Below are 13,975 nucleotides of genomic sequence, written 5' to 3'. Positions count from 1 at the left end.
CGCAGCACTTCACGGTGAAACCACGCTAGGTACGCCGGCACACGCACGCGGGCCGGAGCGGAACACCGTCAGACAATTGTCAACTTCCGCTGTGGAAAAACGGGGTTGATTCGGCACTCGCCGCCCTCCGAACGGGGCCCCGAGGAAGGTCGACCGGTGTCGCCCCGCCGCGTGTGCCCCGTTCAGCCTCTCCGTGGCCGGTGGCATGGAGGCGCTGGACGGACGGAGACCGCTGTCAGCTGTCCGCCGTCGTGGGGGCCCATGCCTCGCCGTTGTAGAAGTAGGCCGGATCGCCCTTGAGGCCGACCGTGCGGAAGGGGTGGCCGCCGTCGTCGACGGTGAGCCTGCCGGAGCGGTCGCCGCTGCTCCAGGACAGCTCCAGGTACCAGCTGACGTCGCGGTCGGCGGTGCCCGCGTCCACGTCCAGGACCTGGGGGTCGGTCGCGGAGATCCGGTACGGGAATGTGCTGAGGGTCCGCGTCCGGCCGTCGTCGGCGAAGCCGCGGACCGGCGTGGTGCGCGGGGTCGTCGCGTCGAGGTCGACGGCGAAGTACGCCGGGTCCAGGGCGCCGCCGCAGCCGGAGCCGGGGGTGTAGACGGTGCCCTTCTGCGCCGGCTTGCTGCTCACGACGTGGACGTAGAGCGCGTGCAGCACGATCGGCTGCGTCGCCCCGGTCTGCGCGGTCAGCTCCAGCCGCAGGTGCCCCGCCGGGACGCCGCCCAGCGCCGCCGCCCACGCGTCCGTCTGCTCCAGCGACGGCGGCGGGGGCACCTTGCCGGGCTGCTGCGGCATCCGGAACCACTGCCCGCACTGCGAGTTCCAGTTGTCGGCCATCACATTGACCGTGAAGGGCGCCGGGCCCGTGCCGGGGGCGTGGGTGGCGGGCGCGGTGGGCGCGGTCGCCGTGGGGGACGCCGTCGTGGGGGTGGCGGACGCCGAGGTCACGACGGGGGACGGCGTCGCCGTCGGCGGAGCGGCGGTCAGGCTGTGCGTCGCCGGGAGCGGCGAGGGCGGGCCGCTGCCGCGGTCGCCGTCGCCCCGCCCGTGCAGCGCGAGCGGCAGCGTGGCGACGGCCGCGATCGCCGCGACGGCCCCCAGGACCAGCACGGTGCGGCGCGCCCGCCGCGGCGGCCGGCCCGCGGCGGCACCGGGCTCGGCGGTGACGTCGGGTCCGGGCTCGGCGGGGGTGCCGGACCCGGCGGCGGTCTCGGGCTCGGGTCCGAGTTCGGGCTCGGCGGCGGGCCGCGGGTCCTCCGCGCGGTCCGCGGCCGGCTCGGCGGCCGGTCCCGCGGCCGGCTCGGCAGCCGGCTCCGCGACCGGCCCCGTCAAGGGCGCGGGCCGCGGCTCCCCCGGTCGGTCGGTTTCGCGGCGTGTTGCGTCCGCGAGCACCCAGCTGCGGTGAAGTGTGAGCAGTTCTTCGGACGTAGCGCCGCAAAGCCGGGCGAAGCGTTCGACGGGGGCGTAGTCGGTCGGTACGGCCGCGCCGTTGCAGTAGCGGTGCAGAGTGGAGGTGCTGAGGTGCAGCCGAGTGGCCAGCTGGCCGTAACTGCGCCCCGAGCGCTCCTTCAGCTCGCGCAGCCGCCCCGCGAACTCCTCGACGTGCGTGGTCATGCCCCAGTCCCTCCCCGTCCCGGAACGGCGTTCCAGGTGGGTACATCATCGCAGCTCAGAGGGGCTGGAATGTCCCAGCGTCCCGGACTGTCGCGAGATTGTGGCGGACGGGACGGGCCACGCCCGACGGTGATGACGCAAGCCAGTCAGCGAATCACCCAGTGATCCACACGAAGGGCGGCCACCATGCCGACGAAGCCCGCTTTCCTGTCCGCCGCGTCCCTCACCTCCGTCCGGGCGCTCGCGTCCGCCGCCGTCCTCGGACTCGGCGTGCTCACGCTCACGGCGTGCCAGTCGGACGACACGGCAGGGGCCCCGTCCACGACGGCGTCGAGCACCGCCGCCCCGGGCGCCTCCACCGCGGCCCCCTCCGCCGACCCCGCGTCCCCCGCGCCGGCCGCCTCGCACTCCGGCGACGGCAAGAGCAGCGGCGGCAGCGGCAACGGCACCACCGGCGGGAACGGCAACGGGAACGGCAGCAGCAGCGGCGCGAAGGGCACCGGGTCGCAGGGCAGCAGCGCGAAGGGCGGCGGTGACGCGACCAGCGACAGCTACGCCTTCACCCACCCCTGCACGCCGCAGCAGCTCTCGGTGCATGTGACGGGCCGCTCCGGCGCCCCCTCCCAGCGGGTCATCGAGGTGCACAACACCGGGAAGCGCTCGTGCGGCCTGAGCTACTACCCGCTCGTCTACCTCGACAACGCGAAGGCCCCGAACGGTGACAAGGCCGTCCACCCGCTGATCCCCAGCGGCCTCGGCGGCGCCCCGGCCTACCCGGTGTACGCGGGCGGCACCGCCTACGCCGTGATCGACCTCGACCCGAGCGGCGCGACCACCGGCACCGTCCCCGGCATCGACGAGCTGAACGTCCTCGCCGACGGCGACCACATGCCCAACGCGGCCACCCTCAACTTCCCGCTCCCCGCCTCCACCCCCGTCCTGCACCCCAAGCTCGGCCTCTACCGCACCACGGTCTCCGACGCGGTGTCCTCCATGAAGACCGCCGACTACCAGTCCTGACCCGGACCCTCCCTGACCTGGCGCAGCAGCCCCTCCCCACGGGAAAGGACACCCGCGGGGTGGGGTTTTCTGTAGTCCGGGATCCGGATACTGGCTGCATGTCCGGGGGATCCGGGGGTCCGTAGCGTCGTCGGTGTCGGAAAACACCGGCACGGACGGCGGGAGGACGGGGCAGTGGACGGGACACGCGGTGGCGCCGGGGAGGCGCTGCGGATGGTGGACGTGGTCAAGGTGTACGGGGGCGACGGGGAGCCGGTGACCGCGCTGGACGGGGTGTCGCTGGGCCTCGCGGCGGGGACGTTCACGTCGGTCATGGGGCCGTCGGGGTCGGGCAAGAGCACGCTGCTGCAGTGCGCGGCGGGGCTGGACCGGCCGACCTCGGGGCGGGTGCTGGTCGGCGGGGTGGAGCTGCCGGGCGGCGGGGAGTCGGAGCTGACGCGCTTCCGCCGGTCGCGCATCGGCTTCGTCTTCCAGCACTACAACCTCGTGCCGTACCTCACCGTGCGGCAGAACGTGCTGCTGCCGCAGTCGCTCGCCGGGCGGCGCGGGCGCCGGGTGGGCGCGGAGGCGGCGGCGGTGCTGGAGCGGCTGGGCATCGCGGACCTCGCGGAGCGGCGGCCGGCGGAGCTGTCGGGCGGGCAGCAGCAGCGGGTGGCGGTCGCCCGCGCACTGGCGACGCGGCCCGCGGTGCTGTTCGCGGACGAGCCGACCGGCGCGCTGGACACGGTGAGCAGCCGGCAGGTGCTGGCGCTGCTGCGGGAGAGCGCGGACGCGTTCGGGCAGACGGTCGTCATGGTCACGCACGACCCGGTGGCGGCGGCCTACGCCGACACCGTCCTCTTCCTCGCCGACGGCCGGCTGGTCGACGAGCTGCGCTCCCCGGACGCGGCGCAGACCGCGCGCCGGATGGCCGCCCTGGACGTCGGAGCGGGCGCCTCCGCCGCGTCCGCGGGCGCCCGCACCGCCGCCGCGCCCCGGACGGAGGTCGCGTGATGGCCCGCGGACTCGCCCGCGCGTCGGTACGGCACCGGCGCGGCAGCTTCCTCGCCGCCTTCCTCGCGGTCTTCCTGGGCGCGGCGATCCTGATGTCCTTCGCCGCGCTGCTGGACACCGCGGGCGGCCCGCACGTCACGGGCACGGACCGGGACACGCTCACGATCATGGCCTCGGTCGTCGGCGGCTGGGGCGTGCTCGTCGTCACCTCCGCCGTGGCCACGACGCTGGCGGTCGCGGCCCGGCAGCGGGCGGGCGAGCTGGCGCTGCTGCGCTCGCTGGGCGCCACGCCCGCGCAGACCGTCCGGCTGGTCGTCGGCGAGACGGCCCTGGTGGGGCTCGCGGGTGTGCTGCTCGCGCTGCCGGTCGGCTACGGCGGCGGCTGGACGCTGCTGCACCTGCTCCAGGACACCGGCCAGGTCGGCGACGCGGTGGGCTTCCGGTTCGGCGCCTCCGCGCTCGCGGTCGGGGCGGGCGGCAGTCTGCTGGCCGCGCTCGCCGCCTCGTTCGGCACGGCGCGGCGGGCGGCCCGCCGCCGGGCGGTGGAGGCGCACCGGCAGGCCGCCGCCGGGGGCCGCCGCACCAGCCGCTTCCGGCTGGCCGCGGGGGTGCTGCTGGTGGTGGCCGGGACGAGCTGCGCGGTGGTGACGGCGACCGCGGTGGACGGCTCGAAGATCGACGCGCAGTCCGTCGCGGGCGAGGGCGCGGTGCTGTCCGCGCTGGGCTTCGCGCTGCTGGCGCCGGTCCTGCTGCGGGCGGTGGCGGCGGCGCTGGCCCCGCTGCTGGGGGCGTTCGGGGCGCCGGGGCGGCTCGGTGTGCTGGCGGTGCGGCAGCGCGTCCAGCGGGCGGCGACCGCGGTGATGCCGGTCGTGCTGTGCACGGCGATCTCCACGGGGACGCTCGCGATGCAGTCGGTGTGGAATTCCGCGCACCCGCACCTGTCCGCGGACGACAAGGGCACGGCGACGCTCAACTACGTCGTCGTCGGCATGCTCGCGGTCTTCTCCGCGGTGATGCTGGTGAACCTGGTGGTGGCCGAGACGGCCGCCCGGCAGGGCGAGTTCGCCCAACTGCGGCTGGCCGGGGCGACCCCGCGGCAGGTGCTGCGGCAGGTCGCCGCCGAGACCGCGCTGACGCTGGTGACGGGGCTGCTGTTCGGCACGCTCGCGGCCGTGGCGTCCGCGGTCCCGTACAGCCTGGCCGTGACGGGCGAGGTCCTGCCGGGCGCGGCGGTCGGCATCCACGCCGCGGTGGTCGCCGGGGTCGCGGTGCTGGGGCTGGGCGCGGCGCTCGCTGCGGCCCACCGCGCGGGGCGCGCCCCCGCGACGGTCGCCCTGCGGACGGCGGCGGCCGCGTGAGCGCGGGGCGCCAACTCCCCCGACCGGGCCGGCGGTTGCGCTGGCCCGGTTGGGGCGTGTTCCTGGTGTGGCAGGCCGTCGCCTCGGCCGTCATCGGGGCCGTGGACACGCTGGTGTGGGCGCAGTTGCGGCCGATGTACTTCTGGCCGCGCTGGGTGTGGTTCGGGCTCGGCGTCAACCTGGCGCTCCAGTACGGGCTGCGCTGGGCGCTGCGCAAACCGCGCGGGCGGCGGCGCGCGTTCGCGCTCCAACTGGCCCTGAGCGCGGTGTGGGTGGGCATCGACATCGTGTCGTGGGCGCTGTCCGGCGGCGGCTTCTTCTGGCCCGTCTTCAGTACGCCCGTGGTGGCCGTCGCCCTCGTGGTGCACGCGTGGTGGCTGCAACGGCTGCCCCCGGCCCGCGAGCAGGAGCTGACCGCGCGGGTGGCCGCGCTGCACCGCACCCGCAGCGGCGTACTCGACGTGCAGGCGGCCGAGTTGAAGCGGATCGAACGGGATCTGCACGACGGGGCGCAGGCCCGCATGGTGTCGCTGGCGATGAACCTGGGGCTCGCGAGCGAGCTGCTGCGCCGCGACCCGGACGCCGTCGCGGCGCTGCTGGCGGAGGCGCGGGCGACGACGCTGACCGCGCTGGAGGAGCTGCGCACCGTCATGGAGGGGATCCAGCCGCCCGTGCTGGCCGACCGCGGACTGGCCGGCGCGGTGCAGGCGGTGGCGCTGGACCTGGCGCTGCCGGTCACCGTCGCGGCGGACGTACCGGGGCGGCTGGAGGCGCCGGTGGAGTCCGCAGTGTACTTCGCGACGACGGAGTGCCTGGCCAACGTCGTCAAGCACGCCGGGGCGAGCCGGGCGTGGGTGGAGCTGGCGCACCGCGCCGGTACGCTGACGGTCGTCGTCGGGGACGACGGTTCCGGCGGTGCCTCCACGGGCGCCGGGAGCGGGCTGAGCGGGGTGGCGCGCCGGCTGGAGGTCTTCGACGGCACGCTCGCCGTGGACAGCCCGCCCGGGGGCCCGACCCGGGTGACGATGGAGGTGCCGTGCGCGTTGTCATCGCCGAAGACCTCGCCCTCCTCCGGGACGGCCTGACCCGCCTGCTGGAGGCGCACGACTTCGAGGTGGTGGCCGCGGTCGGCGACCCGGAGGCGCTGTCGGAGGCGCTGGCCCGCGCGGAGGTGGACGTCGCGGTCGTGGACGTCCGGATGCCGCCGACCTTCAGCAACGAGGGCCTGGTCGCCGCCCTCGCCGCCCGCGAACGCCGCCCGGGACTCCCCGTGGTGGTGCTCAGCCAGTACGTCGAGCAGCTCTACGCCCGGGAGTTGCTCAGCTCGGGCGAGGGCGCGATCGGCTACCTGCTCAAGGACCGGGTCGGCAACGTCCCGGACTTCGTGGACGCGGTCCGGCAGGTGGCCAGGGGCGCGACGGTGCTCGACCCGAAGGTCGTCTCGGCGATGGTCTCCCGGCTGGGCGGCAGCGGGCCGATGTCCCGGCTCACCCCGCGCGAGCGCGAGGTGCTGTCCCTGATGGCGCAGGGCCGCTCCAACGCGGGCGTCGCCGCGGCCCTGGTCGTCACGGAGAACGCCGTGAGCAAGCACATCAACAGCATCTTCGCGAAACTGGACCTGCCGACCGCGCCGGACGACAACCGCCGGGTGCTCGCGGTCCTGGAATACCTGCGGACGGAGGGCGGGAGCCCTCAGACCCCTTCCTGAACGGCGGGCCGCCGCCCGGCGAGCGGGGCGGCCGTCGCGATGCCGACGCGGTTCCAGGCGTTGACGGCCGCGACCGTCCAGATCACCCGGGCCGCCGCCGCGTCCCCCAGGTGCCGGGCGGCCTCCGCGTGCACGTCCTCGGGCACCGCGCCGCCGGACGGCCGCGTGAGGTGCTCGGCGAGACCGAGGGCGGCGCGCTCGCCGGGCGTGAAGTCGGGCGAGTCCGCCCAGCGGGCCAACGCCTCCAGCTTGAGCGCCGGTTGACCCGCGGCCAGGGCCCCGTCGCGGTGCAGGCCGGTGCAGTAGACGCAGCCGTTGAGCTGGGAGACGTGCAGGCTGACGAGCTGCGCGAGCGCGGGCGGCAGGCCCTCGGCGGAGGCGGAGGACAGCTCGGTGAGCGCGGCCAGCGCGTCGGGCGCGGCGGCGATGGGGTTGGTACGCGTCATGGGGGGGCTCCTGGCGGGTGCGGTGGTACGGGTCGGGTCCTGCGGCGTGGGGTCGTACGCGCGTGGGGCCGTACGGCACCGGTTCCTACGGTGTGGGCGGCGCGGTGAGCGGCGACTGCTCGAAGCTGACCGGGAGTTCGGGCGCGAGCCGCAGATCGGCCCCGGTCACGGGGGCGTCCGCGCGGATGACGATGTTGTAGTGGTCCGGGAAGTGGCAGGCGTCGAAGCCGAGGACGGTGCCGACGCGCCGCCCCCCGATCCGTACGGTGTCGCCACGGTCCACGACCCCGCCGCAGGCCAGTTCGACGAAGCCGAGGAAGCCGACGCGGTCGATCCGGGCGCCGGGCGCGGTGTCGTCGTGGTCGGTGGTGACCAGTTCGTGCACCTCACCCGCGCGCACGCACCGGCTGGCGTGCGGTTCGAGGGTCATGCCGCGGTCGTCCCCGCGGTGGAGGAGCACCTTGACGAGCGGGCCGTGCACGATGCGCTTGCGGCCGTCCTCGGGAACGGCGGGGCGCGGCAGGGATGCGGGCGATGCGGGCGAGGTCAGCACGGGAGCGCCTCCGGTACGGGTTCGGGTCCGTCTGTGGATTCGGGTGCGTCGTCTGGGCAGGCGCGGGTCACGGGGGCGGGGCGGTGTGCGCGGGGCTCTGCGCCGGGCGGGCGGGCGGCGGGACGCGGGGGACGTCGTCGGCGGGCGCGGACCGGAAGGCCGCGAGCAGCCGGGGAACGGTGGCCGCGAACGCGTCCAGCTCCGTCAGTTCGGCGAACTCCCCTTCCGCGTGGGCCCGGTTGGTGTCGAGACGGCCGGGGCCCAGCACGACGGTGTGCGCGCCGGGCACGCCGGACATCCAGATCGCGTCGCACGTGAACCCGGGCTCGGCGGCGGGCCACAGCGGCACCCCCGCGCGGTGCAGCAGCGGCGCGAGCCACGACGGGTCGCCGTCGAGCACGGGCAGGCCGCGTTTGAGCCAGTCCAGCCGGACGATGTCGGCGGCGTCGGCGGCGGTCCGGCCGAACCGCGGGCTCGCCGCGAACTCCGCCCGGAAGGATCGCAGTCCGCCCGCGACCGCGGCGGACACCAGCCGCTCCAGCCGCTGCCCGGCGGCCGCGGAGCCGTAGGAGAGGTTGAGCAGCAACTGCCCCTCCCCGTAGACGCGGTTGTGCAGGGTGCCGGTGTGCAGTCCGGCCACGCACACCTGGCCCTCGGCCGGGTCGAGCCGGGGGTCGAGCGCGGCGGCCAGGTGCGCGGCGAGGTGGCCGAGCAGGACGGTGGCGTTGTGGCCGGTGCCGGGCCGGTCGTCGATCGCGTCCCGGCCGTGCACCCGGATGCGCGCGGTCATGGCGGCGGTGCACCGCAACAGCGCGCGCCCGCCGGTGGGTTCGCAGAAGACGTTGAGCCGCCCGTGGTGCCCGGCCTCGACGAGCAGGCGCGTCCCGAAGGTGCCGAGGGCGCCGCCCTCCTCGCCCGAGACGGCCTGCACGAGCACGCGCGTGTCCCGCGGCAGCCCCGGCTGCTCCCGGAGCGCCTGCCGCAACCCGGCCAGCAGTGCGACGGCCGGCCCCTTCGCGTCGATCGCGCCCCGGCCGTGGAAGCGGGCACCGTCGAAGGAGACGGGCCCGGCCCCCGCGACGGTGTCGAGGTGCACGTTGAACATCACCGTCCGCCCGGCGGGCGCCGCCGTGGGCCCGAGGGCCAGCACGAGACCGGGCTGGCAGTCGAGGAAGTCCGCCCGCGTGGCCGCTGCCTCGCGTACGGGAAGGGGTACGTCCGCGCGCGCGAGGCACCCGGGCGGCGGCGCCGCGTGGTGCACGACCGCGAACCCCAGCCCGGCGGCGGCCTCCGCGTAACGCCGTTGCGCCTCCCACAGCGCGGGGGCAGGCGCCCCCGGCCCCCCTTCGAGCGGCCCGGCGGTCGGCAGGGCGAGCAGGTCCAGGAGCAGATCCCGGTCGGCGGCACCGAACACGCTCACGGCAGCGGCTCCCGCCGCACGGGGCCGGGCAGGGGCGCGACGCCCGCGCGGCCGGCCAGGTCGGAGCCCGCACCGGTCGTACGGCCGGGGCTCCCCTCCGTGCCCGGCGGCCCGCCCGCGCCGTCCCGTACGGGCAGCAGCCGCCCGGCCGCGCGCACCGCGCCGCCCCACACCCCCGCCGCCGGGCGCGGCAGCCGGGCCGCACCCTCCGGCATGCCTTGGCCCGCGACCCGGGCCGTACCGTACGACGCGCCCGCCCCCGCCCCCGTCTCGTCCAGCAGCCGGGTCAGCGCCAGCCCGCAGCGGTGGAAGGCCGCGGCGCAGCGGTCCTCCGGGGCGCGGTGGGCCTCGTGGGGGCGCACCGCGATGTGCGGCTCGATCGAGAGGGCGCCGCGGTAGCCGTGGGCGAGCAGAAGGCGCAGGGTCTCGGCCACGCGGAGGTCGCCCGTGCCGGGTTCGCAGTAGCGGGGCGGGCGGCCGGGGGCCGTCAGCGCGTCCTTGACGTGGACGTGGGCGATGCGGTCGGCGTAGGGGAGCAGGCGGGTCAGCAGGGCGAAGGCGTCGTAGCCGTACGCGGGGCCGTTGCCGGTGTCGTGGAGGAGGGCGAGGGCGGGCCCGGCCGCGTCCAGCAGGCGCAGCATCCGGGCGGGGTCGGCGCCCGCCCACCCGGCGCAGTTCTCGTGCAGCAGCGTGACGCCCAACGCCTGGGCCCGGCGGGCGAGTTCAGCGAATCGGCGGAGCACCTCGCGCTCCCACTCCGCGGCGCCGAGCCCGTCGTTCGGGAAGGACATGACGCGGACGCGGGACGCGCCGAGCCGGGCGCATCGCCGTGCCAGGACGTCGAGTTCGGCGAGGTCGGCGGTGAAGTCGGCGGTGACGGGGCGGGCCCAGCCGCCGATCCGGGCGTCCACCGCGCTGACCGCGACCCCGGCGTCGGCGAGCGTGCCCGCCGCGCGGTCGAAGTCGGCGCGCGAGAGGTCGGCGACGGGCGTGCCGTCGATCGTGCGCAGCTCGACCGACCGCCAGCCCAGCGCCGTGACGGCCGCGATCTGGCCCGCGACGCCGAGCGCGGCCTCGTCGCCGATCCCGGTCAGGACGGGGCGGACGGCGGCTCCCACGGGGGGCTCAGCGGACACCGGCCAACTCCTCTTGCGCCTCGGCCCCTTCGGGCGCTTCGTGCGGGAAGGCCAGCTCCTTCGCCTCGCTCAGCAGCCCGACCACGCGCGCCTGCTCCGCGAAGGCGGCGCTGTCGGTTCCCCCGGTGGCGAAGCCGGTGTAGGAGCGCAGCATGACCTCCGTGAGCGCGTCGTCGCGGAAGACCGCGCGCGGTGCGACCGGTGCGTCCCGGACGAGCAGGCGCAGTTGGGCGTAGTGGTCGGAGGCCTCGGCCGGGTAGTGGCCGATCGCGGTGCCCTGGTCGAAGCGCAGGGTGATGCGGCGTTCGCGCACGGGCGAGGTGAGGTCCGAGCGGATGACGCTGCGGACTCCGCCGTGGTGCGCCAGGCGCAGCGTCGCGCCGCCGATCCGCGGCAGCCGCCGCCCGTTGACGTCCAGGTCGGCGCAGGTGGCGCCCGCCACGTCGGCGTCCCCGGCGAGCCGCAGCAGGACGCCCATCGCGTGCGGGACCTCGACGTCGAAGGCGGTGGGGTGCCCGGTGGTGGCGAGCGAACGGCGGAAGCGCGGCTTGTTCTGGACGACGGAGATCTGCCGCAGCCTGCCCAGCGCGGACCGCTCCCGGACGAGTCCGGTCAGCCGGTCGGTCAGCGTGCTGGCCAGCCAGGGGGCCACCACCGCGGCCTGGACACCGGGGCGGCGCAGCAGGTCGAGCAGCCGGGCGAGGTCGCGCGGGCCGGAGGCGAGAGGTTTCTCCACCAGCAGTCTGCGGAAGCCCCGTTCGAGCAGTTCCTCGACGAGCGCGACCCGCGCGACGGGCGGCGTGCAGACGTGCACGACGGTCCGTTCGGGGTCCATCTCCCGCGCGGCGTGCGCGAGCGAGGCCACCGTGCGCAGGCCCTCGGCGGCGTGGCAGGCACGGGCCACGGCGTCCTGGTCGTAGGCGACCACGGGGTCGGGCGCGAACCATTCCGGCTGCCGCTCCCGGGCCTTGGCGAGGACCGGCAGGTGGAGGCCCGCCCCCGCCCGGCCCAGGCCGACGACCAACGTGCGCAGCTTCTCCGGCATGTCCGGCAACAACCTTCCGTCCTGTCCGCCGTCGTACGGGCGGTGTTTCCGTCTTCTGCGTTCGGCGTTCGGTGTCCCGTCGAACGGGTACGCCCCGGATCCGGCGGATCCGGGGCAACGCGGGCCAGCCTGCGCGCCGGAACCGGACGAAGTCAACGAAACGCGCCGGTCGCGCCCTTTTCGCGTGAAACACCGCAAGGGGCCCGCCGCGTCCCGGTGTTCGCCGCCCCGCACGCCGTAGCGTCACCGTGCGACCCCGGACCGGAGAGGCGGAGATGGACCTCCAGCAGACCGTGCAGCCGCAGCGCGAACGGCCGCCCGGCGTCCCGTTCTTCCCGCAGGCCAACCGCTGCCGTGCCGGCCCGCGTTCGCTCCGTTTGCCGACCCCGGCGGCTTCTGGCCCGCCGCCGGACACGCGGGCCGGCGCATCCTGTCGCCGCCGGTCCACCCCCATCCGACCGACGGGCACGTGGAGTTCATCGCCGACGCGGTACGGGAGTTCGCCCCGGCAGGCTGACGCGGTCCGACGCGTGCCGTATGTCAGAGCCGTACGACGCCCTCGCCCGCCATCTTCCCGGTGGTGTCGAACAGCAGCCGCGCGGTGGCCGCGAGCGCGCCCAGGTCGTAGGCGTGGTGCGCCTGGAGCAGCACCACGAGGTCCGCGTCCGCCGCGGCGCGCAGCGCGTCGTCGTACCGCCGCAGCCGGGTGTCGTCGAGCGGCGGGGCGGTCGCGTGCGGGTCGTGCCAGCCGACGCCGACGCCGAGTTCCAGCAGCCCGCGCGCGACGTCCCGCGCGGGCGACTCGCGCAGGTCGTCCGTGTCGGGCTTGTACGAGGTGCCCAGCAGCACGACGCGCGCGCCCGGCAGCGCGAGACCGCCGTCCCGCAGCAACCGCGCGGCCCGGCCCACGACATGGTCCGGCATGACGCGGTTGGCGCGCAGCGCGGCCCGTACGACGGGGAAGGAGTCGGCGGGGGCGCCGTGCAGCAGGTAGACCGGGTCGACGGGGATGCAGTGGCCGCCCACGCCCGGACCGGGCCGGAAGGACTGGAAGCCGAACGGCTTGGTCGACGCGCACGCCACCACGTCCCACACGTCCGCGCCCACCTCGTGGCAGTAGCGGGCGAATTCGTTGACCAGCGCGATGTTCACGCTGCGGTAGGTGTTCTCCAGCAGCTTGGCCAGCTCCGCCTCCCGCGTGCCGCGCGCGACGATCACGCGCTCGACGAAGTGCTCGTAGAGCGCGGCACACTGCTTCGCGCACACCTGCGTCACACCGGAGACGACCTTGGGCGTGTTCCCGATGTCGAAGAACCGGTTCGCCGGATCGACCCGCTCGGGCGAGTAGCCCAGGTGGAAGTCCGTCCCCGCGACGAGTCCCGACGTCTCCAGCAGCGGCCGCACCAGCTCCTCGGTCGTCCCGGGGAAGGACGTCGACTCGACGACGACCAGCATCCCGGGCCGCAGATACCGCGCGACCGTACGGCACGCGGCCGTGAGCGGGCCGAGGTCGGGCCGCCCGTCCGCGGTGAGGCCGGTGGGCACGCACACGGCGACGGCCTGCGCGTCCGCGAGCAGCCCCGGGTCGGTGTCGGCGGTGAAGCCCGCGCGGAGCATACGGGCCACGTCCGCGTCGCTGACGTCGCGCACCGTCGAACGCCCCGCGCGCAGCGCCGCGACCGTGTCGGGGGCGATGTCGTACCCGGCGACGGCGAGCCCCGCGTCCCCGGCCGCGCGGGCGAGCGGCAGCCCGACGTACCCCAGGCCCACGATCAGCAGATCGAACGTCATGACCGAAACTCCCCTGACGGCGGCGGTGGGCGCTGCACGAACCGTGCCGGGCGGCCGCCCGCGGTGCGCTCACCCCGCGCATCTTGCCCAGTCGCCCGCACGACCCGCAGGCACTGCCGCCGCGCGCTGCTCAAGCGAGTGAATTCTTCACTCCCCCGGCCCTCACCCCCGCGCCCCTGCGCTAGGCGGCCGAGTGAGGCCCGCGTCCGCCGCTCGCCCGGGCAAGTCCCGTGCAGCGGCCCGGGGTTCGCGCGGGCCCCACGGCACCGGTGCCTGCAAGGGGGTGCGGAAGGCGGCGTCCGGGGCCGCAACTGGTGCGCCCGGCGCGCGGTCAAGGCGCCTGGAGGGTCCACGCCGCCGTTCGACGCACCTGGCCTGGTGGCCTCCTGATCGAGGCCGAGTTCCGCGCTGCAGGGTGGCATGCCCGCCGCCGGCGGCATCTGGGCGGAGCCTATGCCGCGCCGGTGTTCATCCGCCATGTCATCTGGGTCCTCGACGGTCAGCTGACCTTCCACGAGGGCGCCACCGTCCACGAACTCGACGCCGGTGACACCCTGGAACTCGCAGAGCCCGCGCCATGCGCTTTCCACGACACCACCGAGGCCGAGTGCCGCTACGCGGTCATCGTCACCCGCACACCCCAGCCACGACAGCCACCCACCCCTCGCCTCTGAACAGCTGTCGCCGCACGGTCACGCGTAGGTCGAAAAGCCCCTCGACGAGGGCTTCCCATGGCCAGAGAGAACGAAAGCCCCAGGTCAGTGGCCTGACCTGGGGTTTGCCGAGAGCGCCTTCGGGATTCGAACCCGAGACCTACGCATGACGAGTACGGCTCCGGCCATGCCACCAGGGAGAAAACCCCGCCCAACTGCTTGCCAACCCATCGCCACGGT

The 13,975-nt window shown here is 75.7% G+C and carries 13 protein-coding genes; 6 read left to right on the top strand and 7 right to left on the bottom strand.

What is annotated here, in order from left to right:
- Positions 1–235 precede the first annotated feature (235 nt).
- On the bottom strand, positions 236–1,612 hold the full coding sequence (locus ACH4PY_RS05660) for a helix-turn-helix domain-containing protein (protein ID WP_398176290.1): 1,377 nt from the start codon (positions 1,610–1,612) through the stop codon (positions 236–238).
- Positions 1,613–1,798: 186 nt separating this feature from the next.
- On the opposite strand from ACH4PY_RS05660, the gene ACH4PY_RS05655 reads away from it, so the two are divergent.
- The 5 genes from ACH4PY_RS05655 to ACH4PY_RS05635 all read left to right on the top strand — a co-directional run bounded on the left by ACH4PY_RS05655 (position 1,799) and on the right by ACH4PY_RS05635 (position 6,691).
- Entirely contained in the window at positions 1,799–2,632 is an 834-nt protein-coding gene (locus tag ACH4PY_RS05655) for a DUF4232 domain-containing protein (RefSeq protein WP_398176288.1), read from the top strand.
- Positions 2,633–2,845: 213 nt separating this feature from the next.
- On the top strand, positions 2,846–3,625 hold the full coding sequence (locus ACH4PY_RS05650; RefSeq protein WP_398177565.1) for an ABC transporter ATP-binding protein: 780 nt from the start codon (positions 2,846–2,848) through the stop codon (positions 3,623–3,625).
- A complete protein-coding gene (locus ACH4PY_RS05645; protein ID WP_398176286.1) occupies positions 3,625–4,983 on the top strand; it encodes an FtsX-like permease family protein in 1,359 nt (452 codons plus the stop codon). Before ACH4PY_RS05650 ends, ACH4PY_RS05645 begins: the two co-directional genes overlap by 1 nt.
- Positions 4,984–5,039: 56 nt before the next feature.
- Positions 5,040–6,068, top strand: coding sequence for a sensor histidine kinase (locus ACH4PY_RS05640; protein WP_398176284.1), 1,029 nt, complete (start codon positions 5,040–5,042; stop codon positions 6,066–6,068).
- Positions 6,020–6,691, top strand: coding sequence for a response regulator (locus ACH4PY_RS05635; protein WP_398176282.1), 672 nt, complete (start codon positions 6,020–6,022; stop codon positions 6,689–6,691). Before ACH4PY_RS05640 ends, ACH4PY_RS05635 begins: the two co-directional genes overlap by 49 nt.
- Here ACH4PY_RS05635 and ACH4PY_RS05630 read toward each other — a convergent pair.
- The 6 genes from ACH4PY_RS05630 to ACH4PY_RS05605 form a co-directional block, all read right to left on the bottom strand.
- Positions 6,676–7,137: a carboxymuconolactone decarboxylase family protein gene (locus tag ACH4PY_RS05630; protein ID WP_398176280.1), complete on the bottom strand. Its 462-nt coding sequence runs from the start codon at positions 7,135–7,137 to the stop codon at positions 6,676–6,678. The genes ACH4PY_RS05635 and ACH4PY_RS05630 overlap by 16 nt on opposite strands.
- A gap of 85 nt (positions 7,138–7,222) precedes the next feature.
- A complete protein-coding gene (locus ACH4PY_RS05625) occupies positions 7,223–7,690 on the bottom strand; it encodes a DUF6917 domain-containing protein (protein ID WP_398176278.1) in 468 nt (155 codons plus the stop codon).
- Between the two features lie 67 nt (positions 7,691–7,757).
- The gene (locus ACH4PY_RS05620) at positions 7,758–9,110 is read right to left on the bottom strand and encodes a M20/M25/M40 family metallo-hydrolase (protein WP_398176276.1); all 1,353 of its coding nucleotides are present in this window, start codon (positions 9,108–9,110) and stop codon (positions 7,758–7,760) included.
- The gene (locus ACH4PY_RS05615; RefSeq protein ID WP_398176274.1) at positions 9,107–10,246 is read right to left on the bottom strand and encodes a sugar phosphate isomerase/epimerase family protein; all 1,140 of its coding nucleotides are present in this window, start codon (positions 10,244–10,246) and stop codon (positions 9,107–9,109) included. The genes ACH4PY_RS05620 and ACH4PY_RS05615 overlap by 4 nt, the downstream gene beginning before the upstream one ends.
- Entirely contained in the window at positions 10,236–11,291 is a 1,056-nt protein-coding gene (locus tag ACH4PY_RS05610; RefSeq protein ID WP_398176272.1) for a Gfo/Idh/MocA family oxidoreductase, read from the bottom strand. Before ACH4PY_RS05610 ends, ACH4PY_RS05615 begins: the two co-directional genes overlap by 11 nt.
- A 540-nt stretch (positions 11,292–11,831) precedes the next feature.
- On the bottom strand, positions 11,832–13,082 hold the full coding sequence (locus ACH4PY_RS05605) for a nucleotide sugar dehydrogenase (protein WP_398176270.1): 1,251 nt from the start codon (positions 13,080–13,082) through the stop codon (positions 11,832–11,834).
- A gap of 464 nt (positions 13,083–13,546) precedes the next feature.
- On the opposite strand from ACH4PY_RS05605, the gene ACH4PY_RS05600 reads away from it, so the two are divergent.
- Complete coding sequence (locus tag ACH4PY_RS05600) at positions 13,547–13,756, top strand: hypothetical protein (protein WP_398176268.1); 210 nt, start codon at positions 13,547–13,549, stop codon at positions 13,754–13,756.
- Positions 13,757–13,975 lie beyond the last annotated feature (219 nt).

The organism is Streptomyces sp. NPDC021224 (assembly GCF_044332905.1).
GTDB lineage: Bacteria > Actinomycetota > Actinomycetes > Streptomycetales > Streptomycetaceae > Actinacidiphila.
The sequence above is the reverse complement of the archived record's forward strand: the minus strand, read 5'-3'. Positions and strand labels throughout refer to the sequence as shown.